The 20,818-nt window shown below is 72.6% G+C and carries 18 protein-coding genes; 9 read left to right on the forward strand and 9 right to left on the reverse strand.

The genetic code is table 11. The annotated features are described in order from the left end of the window. Window positions 1-147 precede the first annotated feature (147 nt). The 4 genes from ACSC1Q_RS03535 to ACSC1Q_RS03550 form a co-directional block, all read right to left on the reverse strand. Window positions 148-921: an ABC transporter ATP-binding protein gene (locus ACSC1Q_RS03535; RefSeq protein ID WP_436757158.1), complete on the reverse strand. Its 774-nt coding sequence runs from the start codon at window positions 919-921 to the stop codon at window positions 148-150. Between the two features lie 109 nt (window positions 922-1,030). Next, window positions 1,031-2,032 carry a FecCD family ABC transporter permease gene (locus tag ACSC1Q_RS03540; protein ID WP_436757159.1) on the reverse strand — a complete coding sequence of 334 codons (1,002 nt, stop codon included), beginning with the start codon at window positions 2,030-2,032 and terminating at the stop codon, window positions 1,031-1,033. A 310-nt stretch (window positions 2,033-2,342) separates the two neighbouring features. Further along, complete coding sequence (locus ACSC1Q_RS03545; RefSeq protein WP_436757160.1) at window positions 2,343-3,302, reverse strand: ABC transporter substrate-binding protein; 960 nt, start codon at window positions 3,300-3,302, stop codon at window positions 2,343-2,345. A gap of 297 nt (window positions 3,303-3,599) precedes the next feature. Beyond that, window positions 3,600-4,454 carry a Gfo/Idh/MocA family protein gene (locus ACSC1Q_RS03550; protein WP_436757161.1) on the reverse strand — a complete coding sequence of 285 codons (855 nt, stop codon included), beginning with the start codon at window positions 4,452-4,454 and terminating at the stop codon, window positions 3,600-3,602. 135 nt (window positions 4,455-4,589) lie between these two features. Here ACSC1Q_RS03550 and ACSC1Q_RS03555 point away from each other — a divergent pair, with 135 nt between their 5' ends. From ACSC1Q_RS03555 to ACSC1Q_RS03570, 4 genes are all read left to right on the forward strand, one after another. Beyond that, entirely contained in the window at window positions 4,590-5,171 is a 582-nt protein-coding gene (locus ACSC1Q_RS03555; RefSeq protein WP_436757162.1) for a histidine phosphatase family protein, read from the forward strand. Window positions 5,172-5,334: 163 nt separating this feature from the next. Next, window positions 5,335-5,649 (forward strand): hypothetical protein, encoded by a 315-nt coding sequence (locus ACSC1Q_RS03560; RefSeq protein ID WP_436757163.1) that lies wholly within the window; start codon window positions 5,335-5,337, stop codon window positions 5,647-5,649. Window positions 5,650-5,921: 272 nt separating this feature from the next. Continuing rightward, window positions 5,922-8,921: an AfsR/SARP family transcriptional regulator gene (locus ACSC1Q_RS03565; RefSeq protein ID WP_436757164.1), complete on the forward strand. Its 3,000-nt coding sequence runs from the start codon at window positions 5,922-5,924 to the stop codon at window positions 8,919-8,921. A 99-nt stretch (window positions 8,922-9,020) separates the two neighbouring features. Next, window positions 9,021-9,680, forward strand: coding sequence for a M15 family metallopeptidase (locus ACSC1Q_RS03570; RefSeq protein WP_436757165.1), 660 nt, complete (start codon window positions 9,021-9,023; stop codon window positions 9,678-9,680). 78 nt (window positions 9,681-9,758) lie between these two features. On the opposite strand, the gene ACSC1Q_RS03575 is transcribed toward ACSC1Q_RS03570, so the two are convergent. The 3 genes from ACSC1Q_RS03575 to ACSC1Q_RS03585 form a co-directional block, all read right to left on the reverse strand. Further along, window positions 9,759-10,028, reverse strand: coding sequence for a hypothetical protein (locus ACSC1Q_RS03575; protein ID WP_436757166.1), 270 nt, complete (start codon window positions 10,026-10,028; stop codon window positions 9,759-9,761). A gap of 111 nt (window positions 10,029-10,139) precedes the next feature. After that, window positions 10,140-10,376 (reverse strand): DUF397 domain-containing protein, encoded by a 237-nt coding sequence (locus tag ACSC1Q_RS03580; RefSeq protein WP_329092568.1) that lies wholly within the window; start codon window positions 10,374-10,376, stop codon window positions 10,140-10,142. Continuing rightward, on the reverse strand, window positions 10,377-11,243 hold the full coding sequence (locus ACSC1Q_RS03585; RefSeq protein ID WP_436757167.1) for a Sco1979 family transcriptional regulator: 867 nt from the start codon (window positions 11,241-11,243) through the stop codon (window positions 10,377-10,379). Between the two features lie 311 nt (window positions 11,244-11,554). Here ACSC1Q_RS03585 and ACSC1Q_RS03590 point away from each other — a divergent pair, with 311 nt between their 5' ends. Together ACSC1Q_RS03590 and ACSC1Q_RS03595 are read left to right on the forward strand one after the other, a co-directional pair. Continuing rightward, window positions 11,555-11,986, forward strand: coding sequence for an ATP-binding protein (locus tag ACSC1Q_RS03590; protein WP_436757168.1), 432 nt, complete (start codon window positions 11,555-11,557; stop codon window positions 11,984-11,986). Between the two features lie 314 nt (window positions 11,987-12,300). Then, the gene (locus ACSC1Q_RS03595) at window positions 12,301-14,697 is read left to right on the forward strand and encodes a helicase-associated domain-containing protein (RefSeq protein WP_436757169.1); all 2,397 of its coding nucleotides are present in this window, start codon (window positions 12,301-12,303) and stop codon (window positions 14,695-14,697) included. Window positions 14,698-14,816: 119 nt separating this feature from the next. Here the strand turns inward: ACSC1Q_RS03595 and ACSC1Q_RS03600 are convergent, their stop codons facing one another. Continuing rightward, the gene (locus tag ACSC1Q_RS03600) at window positions 14,817-15,839 is read right to left on the reverse strand and encodes an ABC transporter substrate-binding protein (RefSeq protein WP_436757170.1); all 1,023 of its coding nucleotides are present in this window, start codon (window positions 15,837-15,839) and stop codon (window positions 14,817-14,819) included. Between the two features lie 86 nt (window positions 15,840-15,925). Between ACSC1Q_RS03600 and ACSC1Q_RS03605 the strand changes: the two genes are divergently transcribed. The 3 genes from ACSC1Q_RS03605 to ACSC1Q_RS03615 all read left to right on the forward strand — a co-directional run bounded on the left by ACSC1Q_RS03605 (window position 15,926) and on the right by ACSC1Q_RS03615 (window position 19,096). Further along, window positions 15,926-17,029, forward strand: coding sequence for a FecCD family ABC transporter permease (locus ACSC1Q_RS03605; RefSeq protein ID WP_436757171.1), 1,104 nt, complete (start codon window positions 15,926-15,928; stop codon window positions 17,027-17,029). Between the two features lie 157 nt (window positions 17,030-17,186). Next, window positions 17,187-18,305, forward strand: coding sequence for a FecCD family ABC transporter permease (locus ACSC1Q_RS03610; RefSeq protein WP_436757172.1), 1,119 nt, complete (start codon window positions 17,187-17,189; stop codon window positions 18,303-18,305). Beyond that, complete coding sequence (locus ACSC1Q_RS03615; RefSeq protein ID WP_436757173.1) at window positions 18,302-19,096, forward strand: ABC transporter ATP-binding protein; 795 nt, start codon at window positions 18,302-18,304, stop codon at window positions 19,094-19,096. The genes ACSC1Q_RS03610 and ACSC1Q_RS03615 overlap by 4 nt, the downstream gene beginning before the upstream one ends. Window positions 19,097-19,161: 65 nt before the next feature. Here the strand turns inward: ACSC1Q_RS03615 and ACSC1Q_RS03620 are convergent, their stop codons facing one another. After that, window positions 19,162-20,796 carry a DUF885 domain-containing protein gene (locus ACSC1Q_RS03620; protein WP_436757174.1) on the reverse strand — a complete coding sequence of 545 codons (1,635 nt, stop codon included), beginning with the start codon at window positions 20,794-20,796 and terminating at the stop codon, window positions 19,162-19,164. Window positions 20,797-20,818 lie beyond the last annotated feature (22 nt).

Genomic DNA, 20,818 nt, shown 5'->3' on the forward strand with positions numbered 1-20,818 from the left:
CCGTGTGAGCCCCGGGCCTGTCCGGGGACGTCCGGCCGAACCCCGGACCCGCTCACGAACACCTCCGGCGCGTCACGGCCCCGCTCACGAACGCCCCGGCCGGATCTCGGTCCCGCTCACGAACGCCTCCGACCGTCACGGCCCCGTTCAAGGGCGCTCCAGGTGGACCTCGGGCCTGCCGCCGGGACCGGCCGCGACGCGGACACGGGCGTCGAAGTGCTCACCGATCAGCTCCCCGGTCAGCACCTCGGCCGGGGTGCCGGAGGCGGCCACCCGGCCGCCGGAGAGCAGCATCATCGAGTCAGCGTACTGACCCGCGAGGCTCAGGTCGTGCAGAGTCGTGACGACGGTGAGCCCGTCGGCCAGCCGGAGCCGGTCCACGAGTTCCAGCACCTGCTGCTGGTGTCCCAGGTCGAGGGCCGTGGTGGGCTCGTCGAGCAGGAGCACCGGGGCCCGCTGGGCCAGCGCCCTGGCGAGCACGACGCGCTGGCGCTCGCCGCCCGACAGGTGGGCGAGCGGGCGGGCGGCGAGGGAGGACAGGTCCAGCCGCTCCAGCACCGAGGCGGTCACCTCGCGGTCGTGACGGCTCTCACGGCCCAGATAGGGGATGTACGGGGTGCGGCCGAGCAGGGCGTAGTCGAACACCGTCATGTCGGCCGGCAGCGCCGGGGACTGCGGGGCGCAGGCCAGCAGCCTGGCCCGCTCCCTGGGCCTGAGCCGCCTGAGCGGCACGTCGTCGACGAGCACCTCGCCCCCGAAGGGCAGCACTCCGGCCAGGGCGCGCAGCAGCGTGGACTTGCCCGCGCCGTTGGCGCCGATGACCGCGAGCCAGTCGCCGTCCCGTACGTCGAGACCGACGCCGGACAGCACCGCGCGCCGGTCCAGCACGACCGACAGGTCCCTCACCGCGAGGTGGCTCACCGGTCTCCCCTCCGCCTCTCCCCTTCACGAGGTTCCCCTGCACAAGGCTCCCCTTCACGCGGCACGCGGGTCACGGCCGCGCGTTCACCGTACGGGCTCACCTCGCGGTTCACGTCTCCACCCTGCGGGTCACGCGCAGCACGGCCACGAAGAACGGCGCGCCGACGAAGGCGGTCACCACTCCGATGGGCAGCTCGGCGGGGGCGAGCACGGTCCTGGCGATGAGGTCGGCGAGAACCAGGAAGGCGGCCCCGCCGACCAGCGAGACCGGCAGCACGATCCGGTACGACGCCCCGGCCAGGCGGCGGACCACGTGCGGCACGACGATGCCGACGAAGCCGATCAGCCCGCTCACCGCGACGGCCGCCGCGGTGGCCAGGGAGGCGGCGAGCAGTACGACGAGACGGACGCGGGCGGCGTTCAGGCCGAGGGTGACCGCCTCGTCGTCGCCGACCGAGAGCACGTCGAGGAGCCTGCCGTGCAGCAGCATGACCGCCACCGAGACGGCGGCGTACGGGGCGACGAGCGTGACCTGGCCCCAGCCGCCGCCGACGTCGCCGAGGATCCAGGCGTAGATGCGCTGGAGCTCCTCCACCCTGAGCTGCTGCAGGAACGTCTGGATCGCGGTGAGGAAGGACGTGACCGCGACGCCCGCGAGGACCAGCGTGGCGGTTCCGCCGCCCCGGCCCGCCGCGCTGCCCAGCGCGTAGGCGAGCAGCACGCCGCCGACGGCCCCGGCGAAGGCCGCGGCCGGAATGCCGATCGCCTCGATGTCTCCACCGGTGAAGACGATCGCCGCCGTGGTCGTCAGACCGGCGCCCGCTGCGGCTCCCAGCAGGTACGGGTCCGCGAGCGGGTTGCGGAACACGCCCTGGTAACCGGCTCCGGCGATGGCCAGCAGGCCGCCGACGATCGCGGCGAGCAGGACCCGGGGCAGCCGCAGCTCGGTCAGCAGGCCCAGCTCGACTGGGGCCAGTCCCGAGTCCGCCGAGACGAACGGCAGCCAGTCGAGCAGCTGGAGCAGCACGTCGCGCGGCGCGATGCCCGCCGCGCCGACCAGCAGCCCGGCGAGCATGCTCCCCAGGAGCACGGCCACGGCCGAGACCGCCATCAACGGGCTCAGCCGGGCCGCCTGCCCGCCTTGGACACCGGCCCCCCAACCCGCCGCACCGGGATCCCTTCCGACGCCGGTCCTGGTTACGGTGCCGGTATCCGCACCGGAACCGGTGACGACGCCCGTACTGACACCGGCGTCCGTGCCGGCTCCGGGACCGGTGACGGTGTCCGTGCCGGTCTCGGGGCCGGGGCCGGTCGGCGACGGGTCCGAGGGCGCGTCGCCGGGGCTCACCGGGTGCCCGGGGCGGATGCCTCGCCCTTCGGAGCGGGGAGGAAGCATTTCTCGTTTCTTCTCGTGACGCCGATCAGCCCGCCGAAACCTTCTGGACCGCGTCGCCGACCTGCCTGGCGAGGTCGACGACACGCGGCCCCCAGCGGGAGGCGACGTCGTCGTCGAGGAGGACGACCTGGTCGTCCTTGACGGCGGAGAGCTTGGACCAGCCGGGACGCTTGGCGAGGGTGTCCCTGGACTGGCCGCAGCACTTGGTGTCGGCCAGGAAGACGAGGTCGGGGTCGGCCTTGGCGACGAACTCGGCGGAGAGCTTGGGGTAGCCACCGGCCGCGTCGGGAGCCTCGTCGGCGATGTTGGTCATGCCGAACAGCCCGTAGATCTGCCCGATGAAGGTGGTGGAGGTCGCCGAATAGGGGGTGGTGTCCAGCTCGTGATAGTAGGTGAGCTTCGCGTCCTTCGGCGCGGCGGCGGCGAGCTCGTCGAGCTGCTTCCTCATCCCGGCGACGATCTCGGCGGCCCTGTCGCCGTTGCCGGTGGCGGCGCCGAGGTCGGTGATCTGGTCGTAGGCCTCGTCGAGCTTGGTGGCGGCGGGCTCCAGCAGTACGGGGACGCCGACCTTGCCCAGCGCGGCCACGACGCTGTCGGCGTCGTTGGCGACCACGACCAGGTCGGGCTTCCTGGCGATGATCGCCTCCACGTTCGGCTTGAAACCGGACAGGTCGCTCTTCGGCGCCTCGGCGGGATGGTTGGACTGGTCGTCCACCGCCACGACCTGCGGTCCGGCGCCGATCGCGAACAGGCTCTCGGTGGCGGTGGGCGACAGCGAGACGATCCGCTCCGGCCGCTTGGCGACGGCCACGGGGCCGTTGCCCGCCTCGACGGTGACGGGGAATCCCGCCGCCGAGGGGGTGGCCGCCACGCTCGCGGAGGTGGCGGGAGAGGCGGTGGGGGCGCTCTGGCCGCATCCGGCGAGGGTCAGCGCGGCGAGCAGGGCACCGGCGAGGGCGGCGGGGACGCTGCGTACGGGCCTCACACGAGGTCCTTTCAGTTGCCGGAACCGAGGGACCCAGGAGAGACGGGTCACCCTTTTCCACGAGGGTCGGCGTCGACGCGGCGGAGGCGACCTGGCTCGACCCCTGGGGGCCATGACAGTTGCGGGACAGCGCCGGGCTCACACCGGACTTCGCTCACATCGCGCGTCAGACGAACGGTATCAATCCCCCCGGGCATCCCCCCAGGGTCCCCGGCGTCGGGCGCCCCCCGATCCCCGGCCGGATCACTCCCGGCCGGGCCGCTCCTCGATCAATCCGCTCCTCGATCGAGCCGCCCCTCAGCCGAGCTGCTTCTCGGCGGCGGCGATGATCTCCTGCAGGCGCAGGCCGTGCGCGGCGTCCAGGGGGTGGCCGCCGCCGCGCCGTACGGTCGACGCGAACTCGGCGAGCATGAGGGAGAAGACGTCGGAGCCCAGCCGGGTGCCGTCCAGGGACTCCCGGCCGAGACGCCCGTAGATCTCGACGTCGGAGGGCGGGTTCTCACCGGGCACGCTCATGCACAGCGACGCCTCGCTGACCGCGCCGGTCTCGTGTTCGAGCAGCAGGCCGACCCAGCCCAGCGGGTTGCCGTGCGCCCGGACGCCGACGACCCTGCCGAGCGCCACGTCCAGCATGTCGATCATGTGCGGGCCGACGTCGAGGATCGCGCCGCGCTCCAGCCGCCAGGAGGTGGCGAAGGCTCCGCCGAGCATCGCCCCGGAGATGTTGGCGGCCCTACCGCCGAACGGCTCGATGGCCGACACCCTGGCCAGGAAGGCACGGGTGGCGGGTGAGTAACGCCAGGTGAGGACCATCTGCGAGGCCACGCCCGCCTCGGCGACCGCCTCGGCCAGCCGCCGGGCCCCGTCCAGGTCGGCGGCGAGCGGTTTCTCCAGCAGCAGCGCCTTGCCCGCCTTGGCGGCGCGTACTCCCAGCTCCGCCTGGACGGCCGGCGGCACCGAGAACGCGACCGCCTCGCAGTTGTCGAAGAGCTCCTCGATCCGCTCGAAGACCGGGGCGCCGAACCTGGCAGCCGCCTCGGGACGACGAGCCCACACGCCCGCCAGACGCGTGTGCGGACCAGCCGCCAGCATCGGCGCGTGCACCATCTCGGCCCACGGTCCGGCGCCAACCAGACCCACAGATAACGTCACCGATCCAGTTTCGCACGCTCTCCCACCGTGATCGCGTGCCCCGGACGGTGTTCCGTGCCCCGCCGCCGGTGCGCCACCGGTACGCCACCGGCGAGCCACCGCCGGGCCATCCGTACCGGCATTATGGAGACCACGATGAACCAGATGACTCTGCTGCGGCACGGCGAGACCGAGTGGAGCCGGGACGGCCGGCACACCGGGCTCACCGACCTGCCGCTGACCTCCAAGGGCGAGGACCAGGCTCGGGCGCTGGCCCCGCTGATCGCGGGCCGGACGTTCGACCTGGCCCTGGTGAGCCCGGCCAGGCGCGCGAGGGACACCGCCGGGCTGGCCGGGATCGAGAACCCCGAGACCGAGCCCGACCTGTGGGAATGGGACTACGGCGGCTACGAGGGCGTCACCACCGCCACGATCCGCGAGAGCCGCCCCGGCTGGTACCTGTGGCGCGACGGTGTCGTCCCCGGCGACTCCGGCCATCCCGGCGAGAGCGCGGAGCAGGTCGGCGCCCGCGCCGACCGGGTGATCGCCCGCGCCAGGAAGGCGGAGGGCGACGTGGTCGTGGTCGCCCACGGGCACTACCTGCGGGTGCTGTGCGCCCGCTGGCTCGGGCTGCCCCCGGAGGACGGGCGTCTCTTCCGCCTGGACACCGGGACCTACTCCCGGCTCGGCTTCGAGCACGGCGAGCCGGTGGTCCTCACCTGGAACGCCCCCGTCTGACCTCGGACGGAGGGTCCGGAACCCCCATCCGGCCGGTCGCTCATCGCCGACGACGTCCTCCGCCCCGGCCGCCGGCCAAAACACAAAACAACCAGCATGCCCCGAAAGGGATTGGAGCGGACTCAAAGCGACTTTGGAGAAGCTGAGCGAACACTTGCTGCTCATGAGACTTCTCAAGGGCTCCACCTGGCGCCTACCTCGCATGTCGAGCCCGCTCCTGGCGGTGACCGTCGCCGCCCTGGGCACCGTGGCGATCTCCGCGACGCCCTCGGCGGCGGTCAGCCGTTCGGCCATCGTCTCCGTGGCCACCGGCCAGCTCAACGACTCGGCTCGCAACGTCGAGTCTCCGCCGGGCAGCGGCTGCAACCACTACACCGGTTACCTCCGCTCCTGGAAGCCCTCCTCGGGGTGCCCGTCCAGGGACGGCGTCCAGTGGCGCGACAGCGACTGGTGCGCCGACTTCTCCAAGTACGTCTGACGAAGCGCCGGCGTGCCGTACGCCGACGTGGCCGAGGGCGACGGCGGTGTCCTCACCGGCTGGGCCTCGTCCTTCAAGGAGTACGGCGTCCGGCACGGCACGTGGCGCACCCGTGGCAGCGGCTACGCGCCCCAGCCCGGTGACGCCGTCGTCTTCGACCGCATGTGTGTCCGAGGGCACCGGCGAATTCCCGCGCCCCTTCCGTCACCCGGGGAAGCCGGTGTGCGTTTAGGGTTTGGGATGGGTCTGCCGAGCCTTTGGGGGAGAACCAAATGGAGTTACGGCTCCTGGGGCCGATTGAGGTGCTGAGCGACGGACGGCAGGTTCCTCTGGGGGGCGGCAAGCCGCGGGCCCTGCTCGCCGCCTTGCTCCTGACGCCCGGCCGGGCGGTCACCGTCGAGCGGCTGATGGAGGCGATCTGGCGGGACGACCCGCCGCGGAGCGCACGCAAGATCCTGCAGACCTATGTCTCCTCGCTGCGCCGGGCGTTCGCCGGCGCGGGTCTGCCGGAGGTCATCTTCTCGCACCGGGTGGGCTACTCCGCCGAGATCCCGCCGGGCAGCCTGGACAAGGACGTCTTCGAGCGGCTCGCCGAACAGGGACGACGGGCGGCGCGCGACGGGAGCCACCAGGAGGCGGCGGACCTGTTCCGGGCGGCTCTGGCGCTGTGGCGGGGTCCGGCCCTGGGCGGGAGCGGCGACACCTACCTGTACGCGGAGGCGGCCAGGCTGGAGGAGCTGCGGCTGACGCTGATCGAGGAGCGGATCGCGGCCGAGCTGGCGACGGGCCCCAGTGAGTGCCTGGTCGACGAACTCACCGAGCTCACCGCGGCGTACCCGGTGCGCGAGCGGCTGCGCCGCGACCTCATGGTGGCGCTCTACCGGGCCGGCCGGCAGGTGGACGCGCTCGCCGTCTACCAGCAGGGCAGGCAGGTGCTGGTCGAGGAACTGGGCATCGAGCCGGGGCCGGAGCTGCGGCGCGTCCACGAATCCATCCTGCGCTCCGATCCCGCGCTGCTGGAAGCGGCGGGGAGGCCCGCTCCGCCCCGGCAGCTGCCCTCCCCGCCACCCGACTTCACCGCGCGCGAGGAGGAGATCGCGGAGTTGCGCGACCGTCTCGTCACGCCGGACGCCATGCCGGTCTGCGTGATCTTCGGGCCGGGCGGCGTGGGCAAGTCGACCCTGGCCCTGCGCGCCGCGCACGAGATCGCGCACTTCTATCCCGACGGCCAGCTGCACGTCGAGCTGCGCGGCACCACTGAGGCGCCCGCCGACCCGCGGGAGGTCCTCGGCCGGCTGCTGCGCGACCTGGGGTCCGGCACGCCGCCCGGCACACTGGAGGAGTGCGCCGCCCGCTACCGCACGTTGCTGGCCGGCCGGCGAAAACTGATCATGCTGGAGGACGCCGCCACCGAGCAGCAGGTACGGCCGCTCCTGCCCGGCGCCCCGGGCTGCGGGGTCGTCGTCACCTCCCGCAACCGCCTGGCGGGCCTCGCCGGCGCCACGGTGCTCACCCTGGGGGTGTTGCCCGACCAGGCCGCCCTGCGGTTCCTCGGGCAGGTCGCCGGTCCGGAGCGCGTCGCCACCGATCCGGACGCGGCGGAGCGCATCGTACGGCGGTGTGGCGGCCTGCCGCTCGCGCTGCGCATCGCCGGCGCGAGGCTGGCCTCGCGACACCGGTGGCCGGTGGCCCGGCTGGCCGACCGGCTGGACGACGAGCAACGCAGGCTGGACGAGCTGGCCGCCGGGGACCAGGAGGTGCGGGCCGGCATCGCCCTCAGCTACGACCTGCTGCCGCCCGAGGCCGGGACGGCACTGCGCCGCCTGGGCCTGCTCGGCCTGCCGTACTTCCCGGTGTGGGTGGTGGCGGCGGCCATGGAGACCGGCCTGGACGAGGCGGAGCGGGTGCTGGACCACCTGGTGGACACCTCCCTGGCGAACGCGGTCGACACGGACGCGGCCGGCCGGGCCCGCTACCGGCTGCACGACCTGGTCCGGCTGTTCGCCCGGGAGCGCGCGTGCGCGGAGGAACCGGAGCGGGAGCGCACGGCGGTCGTGCGCAGGGTGCTCGGCGGGTGGCTGTGGCTGATCGAACAGCTCGGCGAGGCCGTACCCACCGGGGCGATCCCGATGCGCGCCCCCCTCGGCCTGGCGCGGCCGGTGGACCGGGAGGTGTTGCGGATGGTGCTCGCCGCCCCGCACGACTGGTTCCGCGGTGAGGAGGAGGCGCTGATCCCCGCCGTGGAGCTGGCGGCGGCGATGGATCTCGACGACATCGCCGTGCAGCTGGCCGCCGCACTGTCCTCGGTGGCCTTCGAGGGCAGCCAGTACATCTTCGACAACCCGTTCGCGGCGTGGCACCGCACGCACGAGGCCGCGCTGGCGGCGGCGCGGCGGAGGGGCAACGCCCTGGGCGAGGCGACCCTGCTCGCCGGGCTCGGCCACCTGTACTACGAGCGCGACCATTACGCCCAGTCCCGCGAGTACCTCGGCCGGGCGCTGTCCCTGTTCCGCCTCGCCCGGGACGCCCGGGGTGAGGCCACCACGCTCGCCGCGCTCGGTGCCGCCTGCCGCGAACAGGGCCACCTGTCCGAGGCGCTTCACTTCCTGGGCGAGGCGGGCCGGCGGTGGACCGACCTCGCCGACCCGGCGGCCCTCGCGCACGTCAGGAGGCTGTCCGGCAGCGTGCGGCTGGAGCGCGGGGACTACCGGGCGACCTGGGACGACCTCACCGCTGCGCTGGCCCTGTACCAGGAGACCGGGAACCGGCGCGGCGAAGGGCTGACCCTGCGGAGCATGTCCCTGTACCACCGCGCCCGGGGCGAGCTGGCGCGGTCGGAGAAGCTGTGCGAGCAGGCGTCGGCGATCTTCCGCGAGCTGGGCGACCGGCTGATGGGGGCGTACTGCGAGCGTTCCCTGGCCAAGATCTGGGTACGGCTCGGCCGGTTCGACCAGGCACGCCGGGCCCTGGAGCAGGCGCTCGCCATGACCCGGACCCTCGGCGACCGCTGGGGCGAGGCGTGCACCCTGCGTACGCTCGGCGAGCTCGACCTGGCCGAGGGCCGGCTCCGGCAGGCCAAGGGGCACCTCACGAGGTCGCTGGCGCTGTGGGAGACGCTGAGCGCCCATCTGTTCCGCGCCCGTACCATGCGCGACCTGGCCCGGGTGCACGGCGCGCTCGGCGAGGAGGCCGCCGCCAAGAAGAACCTGGCCGAGACGCTGGAGATCTTCCGGCTGTACGGGGCCCGCGAGCTGCGTGAGCTCGGCGAGTGAGGCTCCGCGGAGGCCGGTTGCAGCGTCTTTGAAGCGCCGGGACGCACCATGGCATCGGTGTCCCGCGCGGAGCACCTTCGAAACGACGCGGAGGCTCGTATGCCGGAGATCGTGCTCCTGTCGGATCCACGGATCGCCGAAGTGCCGGTGAAGGAGTGCGGTGAGCCCTTGGTGGATCTCCGCGCCCTGGAGGACGTCCGGCTCGACCGGAGCCTCGCCGATCCCGAGGGGGCGTACGCGCGCGTACGGCTGAGCGTGGCCGGCCGCCTGATCGCCGCGCAGGCCCGGCTGCCCCGCGGGCTGCGCCTGCTGGTCGTGGAGGGATTCCGCCCGGCGGCCCTGCAGCGCCGTTACTTCGCCGATTCCGTGGCCGCGCACAGGGCGGCCCACCCGGGCTGGGACGACCGGCGGGCCGGACTGGAGGCCAGCAGGTACGTCTCCCCGCCGGAGGTGGCCCCGCACGTCAGCGGAGGCGCGGTGGACCTGACCCTGTGCACCGTCTCCGGCGCCGAACTCCCGATGGGCACGCGGGTCAACGCCACCCCGCCGGAGAGCGACGAGGCGTGCCACACCGCCTTCCCCGGCATCCCCTCCGAGGCCCGCCGCAACCGCGACATCCTCGGAATCGTGATGACGTCCGCGGGGTTCGTCAACTACCCGACCGAGTGGTGGCACTGGTCCTACGGCGACCGTTACTGGGCGTTCGCCACGGGCGCGCGCCACGCCCACTACGACATGAGCGACGGCCCCGCCCTTTGAACGGCGTCACGGCAAACGACACCACACCGGACGACACCACACCGAACGGCGTCACGTCGTACGGCGGGGAGGGCTCGTTCAGGCCGCGAGCTCGACGGGCTGGGGGCCCCGGCCGGTGAGCCATTCGAGGACCTTGCGATGACCGTGGCAGGCGTCCTCGAAGTGACCCCAACGCCAGTAACGCGGCTGGTCGCGCACTCCGGTGACCCATGTGCGGTAGGACACCGGAGTGGGCGTACCCTCCCCGGTCGCCGCCGAGGCGACGCCGTAGGTGCGGATCACGACGCGCCCGCCTGGTGCGAACAACACGTCGTCGGCAACCGGATACAAGGTCATCTGGTCGAGCACGGTTTGAGCCCCCAATCACTGTGATCTCAAACTCTTCCGTGCCGATCCACTCCCCCGGTTACGTCACAGGCGCGCCACGGTTAACCTGGCGGCCCTGATGTAAAAACGGTGTTACACCGTTAAACCGTCGAACTCCCCATCCTTCACCCCGAGTACCAGGGCGCGGATCTCATCCCGCGTGTAAATCAGGGCAGGTCCCTCGGGGAAACGCGAGTTACGGACCGCGATGCTGCCGTCGGACAGCTCGGCCAGTTCGACGCAGTTACCCGTCGAGTTGCTGTGGCGGCTCTTGCGCCAGCTGGCCCCGGCAAGGTCAGTGGCGGGCATGCCGTTGTAGGTCTGCTTCATTTACGTCTCTCTGAGAAGGTCGCCGAGGATCTCGGCGGTGCCCCCGGGCGTGGTGCTTTCCACGCACAACTGCTCCATGGCCGTGAGATATGGATCAATATCTTCACGTTTATCCAGGTAGAGGGCACCCCAGAGCTGCTCGACATAGACGACGTCCGACAGGTCGGACTCGGGAAACCGCAAGATGCTGAACGCACCACCCTCGGCCGCGTGCATGCCGAATCGGAAGGGCATCACCTGAAGGGTGATGTTGGGAAGCGAGGACACTTCCAGCAGGTGCTGGAGTTGTTCCCGCATGATCTCCTTGCCTCCGATGGGACGCCTCAGGGCCGCCTCGTCGATAACCGCCCACAACCGGGGGCCGTCCTTCTTCGTCAGGCGATCCTGCCGCTGCATGCGCATATGCACACGACGCTCGATCTCCGCCTCCGGCACGTCCGGGTAGCCCAACCGGATCACGGTGTGCGCGTAGGCGGACGTCTGCAGCAGGCCGGGAATGAACTGCACCTCGTAGGTGCGGATCATGTTCGTCGCCTCCTCCAGCCCCACGTAGGTGGTGAACCAGTGCGGCAACAGGTCGCCGTACTTGTGCCACCAGCCCGGGGTGTTCGCCTCGCGGACCATCTCCAGCAGGCCGCGCCGTTCTGCGTCGTCGAGCACGCCGTACAGGGTGAGCAGGTCTTCCACGTCACGCGTCTTGAAACCGACGCGGCCGAGCTCCATGCGGCTGATCTTGGACTCGGAGGCGCGGATGTGAAATCCCGCGGCCTCACGGGCGAGCCCCTTCTCCTCACGCAGCCGGCGAAGGCTCGCTCCGAGCATGATTCGCCGAACAGTGGAACCGGTACCGGGCGGATCCATGGACACGTGGTGCTCCTCGCTCGCTTTCCTGATCGACAGTCTGTCACTTCGTGACCTAAGAATCCTTGGCCACGACCAAGATCCCCTTTCGTCCGGAAATCACCCAATCAGGGGTAACGGTAGCGGTTGCACAGACCTTATGCACGTGCATTCGCTCTTGCACCTGCACGGGAGTTTGCAGCATGATGACGGCTGTGCAGTCCGCCCAAACCGCGCCCCCCCGAGCGTCAACGTCATGGACGGCGCTCGACTGGTGGCCCCCCGCCGGCTGGTGGCCCGATTCCGCGCGCGATCTCCTTCCCGGATCCCCGGCAGCCATGGCCAGCGCCACCTTCGTGCTCCCGCCCCACGCCGAGTCCGTCCACTCCGCCCGCAGCTTCGCGACGGGCACCCTCACCGGCTGGAACCTCGGTGAGCTGGGCGAGAACATGGAGCTGGTGGTCTCGGAGCTCGCGACCAACGCCTTCAGGCACGGCCTGAGACTGGCCGAGTCCCGGGCCAGGGAGCCGATCCGGCTCTCCCTGCTCCGGCGCGGCGGGCTGGTCGCCTGCACGCTCAACGACCCGGGAGCCGGATTCCCCGCCCTCCGCGACCCCTCTCCCCTCGACATCGGCGGTCTCGGGCTGCACATCGTCGAGTCGCTGAGCCTCCGCTGGGGCTGGGCACCGCTCGCCCCGTACGGCAAGATCGTGTGGGCCGTCCTCAGGACGGGCCTCCCCCAGGACCCGGACCCCCTCGACCACCCGTAGTCCCCTCCCCCGGTGATCCCCGGTGATCCTCCGGTTCGCCCGCGCCTCTCGGGTCCCACGACCTTCCTCGTTCTCCCAGGACCTCTACCGAACCCTCCCGGACGGCGCCGCCCTTCCCTTTCGAAGGCGCCGATCGGTCCCGGGGCCGCCATCCCTCCCGCCTCGCGGCCCCGGGACCGATCAGAACCGGACGGAGAGCTCTATAACGCATCGCATTCTGCGCGGTAGATGCCGTCAGAGATGCCCTCTGCATTACCGTGGATGTTTATGGCTCACGGAGAGTCCCCGCGCGAGATTCCTGAGAGAGCTGCGAGATGGACGATCACCTGCTCGGCTGGTTGAAAACCCTCGACGAAGAACGGCTCGCCCGAGTTCTGGCCAACCGGCTGGACGCCATCGCCCCACCGTGGCCGCGCCGCCTGGACACCCTGGCGCAGCGGCTGGGCAACGGGTTCGCGGTGATGGAGGTCATGCGCGGGTTGCCGCTGCCCTCCCTGGAGGTGGCGCAGGCGGCACTCGCCCTCGGCGAGCGTGCCGGGCCGGAGACGGTCGCCCGGTTCATGGGCGTGCCCGGGTCCGAGGTGTCGCCCTGGCTCGACCTGCTGTTCGACCACGCGCTGGCGTGGCCCGACGGCGAGGGCCGCGTCCGGGTGGCCGAGGGGGTCGCCCGGTGGTGGGCGGCGCCCTGCGGGCTCGGCGAGCCGCTCCCCCACTACCTGAACTCCTGGACGGTCAGCGCCGACGCGCTGCGCGGGCTGGCCAGGACCCTCGGCCTTCCGCACGGTCCCAAGCGGCGCACGGTCACCAGGGTCACCGAGATCCTCGAAGACCCCGCGCGGGTGACCGCGCTGCTGGAGAGGGCCCCGGAGGGCGCGAGGCGGCTGCTGGACGAGTTCGCCTGGGACGGCCCGGTCCGCGACGTCGACGGCGGCAGGTTCGTGGTGCCCGGCGCCCCCGAGAAGTGGGCGGCCGACCACGGGCTGCTCTTCCGGCCCAGCTGGAACGTGGCCGAGATGCCCCGCGAGGTGGCGCTCGCGCTGCGCGGCCCCGACTACCACCCGCCCTTCACCCCCGTCCCGCCCGACCTCGCCACCATCCCCGTCGACCCCGAGGCCGTCGACCACCTGATGACGCTGGCCGCCCCGCACGTGGTGGAGCGCTGCGCCGCGATGCTGGAGAACACCGCGAAGTTCCCGTTGCCGCTGCTCAAGGCGGGCGGGGTCGGGGTGCGCGAGGTCCGGCGGGTGGCCAGGGACACCGGCTGCGACGAGGACGAGACCCGGCTGCTGCTGGAGGTCTGCGCGGTGGCCAGGCTGCTCGCCTGGGACGAGCCGGCGGGCGGGCTGGTGCCCACCGAGAAGTTCGACCGCTGGCGGCTGGACGACGCCGCCGCCAGGCTGAGGGTGCTGCTGTCGGCGTGGTGGCGGATGGAGCGCTCGTCGCTGCGGAAGGTCGACGGCAAGTACGGCACGGTGCTCGGCGACGACCCGGCCGGAGCCATGGTCGCCCGCGCCCGGCGGGCACTGCTCGGCGTGCTGGCCCGGCTGCCCGCCAGCACGGCGTGCACCGACCGGGCGGGGCTGGTGAGGTCCGCGCACTGGCACGCCCCGCTGCTGGACCAGTCGCTGCTGGCCGAGTGCGCCCCCGCCGTGATGGAGGAGGCCCGCATGCTCGGGCTCGTCGCCCTCGACACGATCACCGACCTCGGCCGGGCGATGGCCGGGCTGGACGCCTTCCCCGGTGACGAGATCGACGACTCGTCGCCCATCGTGGAGAACGACCCCATGCTGGTCGAGTGCTCCACCAGGGCGCTGGCCAGCGTGCGGCGCAGCGCGCTCTTCGGCGCCGACCTCACCGCCGTGGTGACCGGCCCGCCCGCCGGCGAGCTCGCCGAGCTGCTCGACCGGGCCGCCGAACGCGAGTCGCGGGGCGCGGCCTCGGTGTGGCGGTTCACCCCGGCCAGCGTGCGCCGGGCCATGGACTCCGGCTACACCGCCGAGGGCCTGCTGGCGGACCTCGCCGAGGTGGGCACGGTGCCGCAGCCCCTCGACTACCTGGTACACGACGTGGCCAGGCGGCACGGCGAGGTCACGGTGACCACGGTCGCCTGCATCGTGCAGGCCTCCGACCCGGCGCTGCTGGCCGAGATCGCCGGGCACCGGCGGCTGGGCAGGCTGGGCCTGCGGCTGCTCGCCCCGACCGTGCTGGCCAGCTCGGTGCCCGCCGACAAGACCCTCGCGGCGCTGCGGGAGAACGGCTACGCGCCGGTGCCGATCGAGGACACCGGTGAGATCACCATCCGCAGGGCCCGCGTCGAGGAGCCGCAGAACGGGCGGCTGATCCTGCTTCCCGGGGGCCGGGTGGCCGAGTTCGAGCAGCCTTCGTACCCGCTGGTGGAGCCGCCCCCCGACCCGCGCGAGCACGCCCAGCGCCTGCTCGTCGCCGAGGGGGAGGCCTCCCGGTCCGCCGGCAGGACGTGGGCGGTCATCGGCCGGATGGCCTCCCGCCTGCCGACCGCCCAGCAGTCGCTGCTCGGCTTCGTCGTCGACCGCGGCGTACGGGCGGCGATCACGCTGGCCGACGGCCTGACCGCCACCATCAGCCACGGCGAGCTGCGCAGCGGCGTGCTCGACGCGTGGTGCGAGGAGGCGGGCGACTACCTGGAGTTCCCGCTGGCCGACATCGTCGAGGTCCGCGGCACCTACGCCTGACCCGGACCGCTGTTCTCCGTCGTCGGCCTGGCCTTACGCCGTCCGACCCGGCCCGGCCCGGCCCGGCCCGGCTTGGCACGGGTGTGCCGTACGCCGCCCCGGGTGCGGTGGCGGTCCGGCTAGAGCTTCCCGGCCTTGGCGAGGTCGGTGTTGAGCCGCTCCAGCACGTCCGCGTAGCCCTGGTAGCTGTAGCGCTCCTCGGCGTGCCACTCATAGACCTGCCCCGCCTTGACCGCGGGCAGCGCGGCGAAGGTCGGCTTCCTCTTCATCTCCTCAAGCCGCATCGACTGGGTGCGCGCGTCCACCAGGATCACGTCCGCGTCGTAGGTGTCGGCGTTCTCCCAGCTCAGGGTCTGCCAGAAGCCGCCGTCGTCGACCTTCTCCGGCACGACCAGGTCCAGGCCGAGCTCCTTGAAGTAGCGCAGGTCCGCGTGGTCGTCGGGGTTGGCCACCCAGATGGACTCCGGCCCGCTCGCCAGGACCAGGACCTTCAGGCCCTTGGCCTCGGGGCTGGGGAGCGCGGCGGAGGCGGCGTCGAACCTGGCCTTGGCCGAGGTCACCTCGGGAGCGCCGAGATCCGCTCCGAGGGCCGTGGCGACCTGCCCGTACCTCTCGATGAGCTGGGGCACCGACACGTCGAGCAGGCTGACGCCGAGGGTGGGCGCGACCTGCTCGATGGTGGCGGCGGACTTCTGCGGCACGTACCAGAGGGCGTCCTTGGTGTACATGCCGCTGACCAGCAGGTCCGGCTGGAGCGAGATGTACTTCTCGACGTTGAACTCGTCCCACACGTTGCCGATGGACTCGACCTTGGTGATGTCGACGTCGCCGACCTGGGGATCCTTCGTACCGTCCTTGAGCTTGTGCGGCCCGAAGACGGCGACGGGGCGGATCCCGAAGTCCCAGAGCGCCGCGGCGGCGCCGACCTGGGCGACGACCCTGGCCGGCCGCCCGGGCGCGTCGATCTTCTTCCCGCGGTCGTCGGTGAACGTCCACGGACCCGCCGCCGCCGGGGAGGCCGCGGCCGGGGAGCCGCCGGTCGCCGCGGGCGTCTCCGTGCCGCCACCGCACGCGGCCAGGGCGAACACGAGGCCGAGGCCCGCGGCCATGAATCCCCGCCGGGGTAGGACAGGTAGGGACATTTCCGACTCCAAAGGATAGGCTTACCTAAATGACTCTTGCATTAGATTAGCCTTACCTAACCAATACCGACGAAGAGGGGTACCCGGTGAGCAGGGCCGCTGTGGCCGCGTCTGTCTCCACGGCCGCGTCCGCGTCAGAGACGGCCGCGAAACCGGACGCGACGCGTCCGGAGCGGGCGGGAGGGACGGGACGGCGCTCGGCGGCGCTGGCGGCCGGACTGCTCGCCGGGCTGGCGGTACTGGCGCTGCTGGCGATGATCGGCGTCGCGGTGGGCTCCCGCTCGGTCCCGCTGTCCACGGTGCTGGACGCGCTGCTCGCGCCCGACGGGTCCGCGGACCACACGGTCATCAGGGACCTGCGCGTCCCGAGGACCCTGATCGGCATCGCCGTGGGCGCGGCACTCGGACTGGCCGGCGCGCTGATGCAGAGCCTCACCCGCAACCCGCTCGCCGACCCCGGCCTGCTGGGCGTCAACCAGGGCGCCGCGTTCGGGGTGACGGCCGCCATCGGGCTGCTCGGGGTGAGCGACCCCTCCCTCTACGTCTGGTTCGCCTTCGCCGGCGCGGCCGCCGCCGCCGCGCTCGCCTACGCGCTGGGTTCCGCCGGGCGGTCGGGCGGCGGTCCGGTACGGCTCACGCTCGCCGGTGTCGCCCTGGGCATGGTCTTCAACGCCGCCGCCTCGGCGATCCTGCGGACCGACAGCGCGACCTTCGACCGGATGCGGTTCTGGCTCACCGGCTCGCTGGCCGGGATCGGCGGCGACGTCGCGGTGCGGCTCGCCCCGTTCCTCGCGGCCGGGCTCGTGCTCGGGCTGCTGCTCGCCAAGCCGCTCAACGCCCTCGCGCTCGGCGACGAGGCGGGACGCGCGCTCGGCGTGAGCGTGGCCCGTACGCGCGGGCTGACCGCGATCGCCGTCACCCTGCTGTGCGGGGCCGCCACCGCCGCCGCCGGGCCCCTGTGGTTCGTGGGGCTGGCCGTGCCGCACGCGGTGCGAGCCTTCACGGGGCCCGACCAGCGCTGGGTCCTGCCCTACACCGTCGTGCTCGCGCCCGTGGTGCTGCTCGGCTCGGACATCCTCGGCCGGGTGGTCGCCGCCCCCGCCGAGGTGCAGGTGGGCATCATGTGCGCCGCCGTCGGCGCCCCTGTGTTCGTCCTGCTCGCCCGCCGCCGGAGGCTCGCCGCCCTATGAAACCCTCCCCGTCCACGGACGCCCACCCCGGAGACTCACGGCGCGGACCTCTTACGGAACCCGCCGGCGACCGCCTCGGAGACTCACCGCGCGCATCCCTCACGAAACCCGCTCCATCACCGGCAACCGTCTCGAAGGCTCACCGCGCGGACCTCTCATGAAACTCATCCCACCACCGGCGACCTCCCCGGGTACCTCTCCCGGGACCTCTCCGGGGACCCACGACACGCATCCCGCACGGCGGACGCCCGCCTCGAAGGCCCTTCCCCCCGCGCTGCGCCTGCGTTCCTGGTCGCTGCGGCTCTCGCCGCGCGGCCTCGGCGCCGGGATCGCCGTCACCGCCCTGGGAGCGGTCGTCAGCCTGGTAGCGCTGTCCGTCGGCGAGTTCACCGTGCCCATCCCCGACATCGTGGCCGCGCTGTTCGGCCAGGGGCCCCCGGCCGCCGAGCTCATCGTGGGCCGCCTGCGGGCACCGCGGGTCGTGACCGGCCTGCTGGTCGGCGCCGCGTTCGGGCTGAGCGGGGCCGTCTTCCAGAGTCTCACCCGCAACCCGCTCGGCAGCCCCGACTTCATCGGCTTCACCGCCGGCGCCTCCACCGGGGGCATCGCCGCCGTCGTGCTGGGCGGCACCGCCTGGCAGATCGCGGGAGCCTCGCTCGCCGGGTGCGTCCTCTCCGCGCTGGTGGTGTACGCCCTGGCCTTCCGGCGCGGGGTGCAGGGCTACCGGCTGATCCTGGTCGGCATCGGGATCAGCGCGCTGCTGGTCTCCGCCTGCTGGTACATGCTGACCCGCGCCAACATCAACGACGCCGCCACCGCCGGGGCGTGGATCACCGGCAGCCTCAGCGGGCGCGGCTGGGAGCACGCGGTCCCGGTCGCGTACGCGCTCGCCGTGCTCCTGCCCGTCTGCGCCTGGCTGTCGCGCCCGCTGCGGATGATGGAGATGGGCGACGACGCGGCCAGGGCCGCGGGCATCCGCGTCGAGCCGGTGCGCGCGACGGCCATCGCCGTCGGCGTGCTGCTGTGCGGAGTCGCCACCGCCGCCGCCGGGCCCGTGATCTTCGTGGCGATGGCGGCCCCCCAGCTGGCCCGCCGGATCAGCCGCTCCCCCGGCGTCACCCTGGTCACCTCGGCGCTGACGGGCGCCACACTACTGGTGGGCGCCGACCTGGCCGCCCAGCGTGTCTTCGCCCCGGTGCAGCTGCCGGTGGGAATCATGACCGCCGCGATCGGCGGTATATACCTGGTGTTTCTACTCCGGAGGGAACGACGTTGAGACTGTACGGCACCGGACTGACGCTCTCGTACGACAAGCGCGTGGTGACCAGTGACCTGGACGTCACGATCCCCGACGGATCGTTCACCGTGATCATCGGCCCCAACGCGTGCGGCAAGTCCACCATGCTGCGCGCCCTGGCCCGCATGCTCAAGCCCCGCGCGGGGGCGGTCCACCTGGACGGGTCCGTGATCACCTCGCTGCCGTCCAAGGAGGTCGCGCGCAGGCTGGGCCTGCTGCCGCAGAGCTCGATCGTGCCCGACGGCATCACGGTCGCCGACCTGGTGGGCCGGGGCCGCTACCCGCACCAGCGGCTGATGCGGCAGTGGTCCCGCGAGGACGAGGTCGCGGTGGCGGCGGCCATGGAGTCGACCGACGTGACCGACCTGGCGGACCGCTGCGTGGACGAGCTCTCCGGCGGCCAGCGCCAGCGTGTCTGGCTGGCCATGGCGCTCGCCCAGGAGACCCCGATCCTGCTGCTCGACGAGCCGACGACCTTCCTGGACATCGCCCACCAGATCGAGGTGCTCGACCTCTGCGCCGACCTGCACGAGCAGGGCAGGACCATGGTCGCCGTGCTGCACGACCTGAACCAGGCCTGCCGCTACGCCACCCACCTGATCGTGATGCGCGACGGCCGGATCGTCGCCGAGGGCGACCCCGCCTCGATCGTCACGGCCGCGCTGGTGGAGGAGGTCTTCGAACTGCGCTGCGAGATCATCGAGGACCCGCAGAGCGGCACCCCGCTGATCGTCCCCGAGACCCGCCGCCGCGCCCCCGCCCGCACGTAGCCGCCGCTCGTACGTGAGCTGGGACCATGTGCACAGCCCCGCTCGCGCGGGGGCGTGACCGCGGGTCAGCCCTCCAGCGCGACCCGGCGGGCCAGTCCGAGGGGGAGCCCGCCGGAACCGGCCAGCGTGTCGTGGAAGGCGCGCAGGTCGCCGCGGCCCGCCGCCAGGTAGTCGTCGCGGATGCGGTCGATCTCCAGGGCGCCGGTCAGGTAGGAGGGCGCCTGGGTGGGCCACGCGCAGTAGCGGTCGACCTCGCCCTTGGCCGTGCCGGGGGTGAGCGACGACTTCGTGGTCATGTACTCCTCGGCCTGCTCGATCGTCATGTCGCCGCAGTGCAACGAGGTGTCGACGACGATGCGGGCCGCCCGGAAGAGCCGGAAGTCGAGGTGGGCGAGCTCCTGGGCCGGGGTGGTGAAGTAGCCCTGCTCGTGCATGAGCTTCTCGACGTACAGGCCCCAGCCCTCGGCGAAGTACGGGGTGCGGAACAGCTTGCGGGCCCGCCGGGGGTTGTCCGCCATCCACGACAGGTGCCAGTGGTGACCCGGGTAGGCCTCGTGGACGGCGATGGAGGGCATCTGCGCCCTGGCGTTGGTGCGCAACCGCTGGCGGACCTGCTCCTCGGTGAACGAGGACGGGGTGAACGGGACGAAGAAGTGCCCGATCCTGGAGGTCGACAGGGGCGGGGGCGACATGTAGGAGGCGACGGCGACGATGGGCCGCTGGAACTCCGGCGACGGGACGACCCTGCACTCCTCGCCCGCCGCGAAGGTCACCAGGCCACGCTCGCGGACGAACCTCCTGGCCCGCTCCGTCTCGGCCTCGTACTCGGCCCGCATGTCCTCCAGCGTCGGCGCGTGGTCGTCCTGGAGCTCGGTGACGGCCGCGTGCCAGTCGCCGGAGCCGCCGTCCAGCCTGGCGGCGACCTCGCGCATCCGCGCGTCCAGCTCGTCGTAGGCGGCCTGTCCCCGCTTGAGCAGCTCTCCGGCGCCGTAGCCGAGCATCTCCCGCTCGCGCAGCAGGGTGGAGTAGAGCTCCTCCCCCATCCGCCAGGTGCCGGTCGCCCGGAAGCCCTCCAGGAACTCCACCAGCTCGTCGAAGGCCGCCGCCGCGGGCTCGGCCGCCGCGACCAGCCGGGCGCGCAGGGCCTCGTCGGCGACCTGGCCGGGGACCGTCTCGGTGAGGAACCGCCGGGCGGTCCGCGACTGGCCCAGCCCCCGCGCGACCAGCAGCGGGGCCGCGAGGCCGGGGTCGAGGTTGGCCCGGCAGGCGGCGATGACGTCAGGCACCTCGGCCAGCCGCGCGACGGCCGCGTCCACCAGCTCCGCCTCGCCGGACAGCCGCTGCAGGAAAGGCCCGAACATCGAGGAGAAGATCGGCCCCACGTAGGCGCCCGGGTCGCGCCGCCAGACGGGCCACGTCTCGTACGCGATCTCGCCGCGCAGCGTGGACATGACCAGCTCCCGGTCGATCTCGTCCTCGAAGCTCTCGGGCTCCGCGGGGCTCCCGGCGCTCCCGGGCGCCTGGACCTCCTGGAGCCGTCCCAGCCAGCGGCGCGCCTCACGCTGCCTGGCGAGGATGCCCGACTCGGTGAAGTCGCCGAGAGTCCTGTCGTACCCCTGTGCGCCCGCGAGGTTGGCGTAGGCGGGATTCGCCGCCAGATACCAGTCGAGGAAGCCGCTCACGAGTTCAGGAGACGTCATAACGCCGGATCCTACTCGGCGG

This window comes from Streptosporangium heterodermiicola (assembly GCF_051390675.1).
GTDB lineage: Bacteria > Actinomycetota > Actinomycetes > Streptosporangiales > Streptosporangiaceae > Streptosporangium.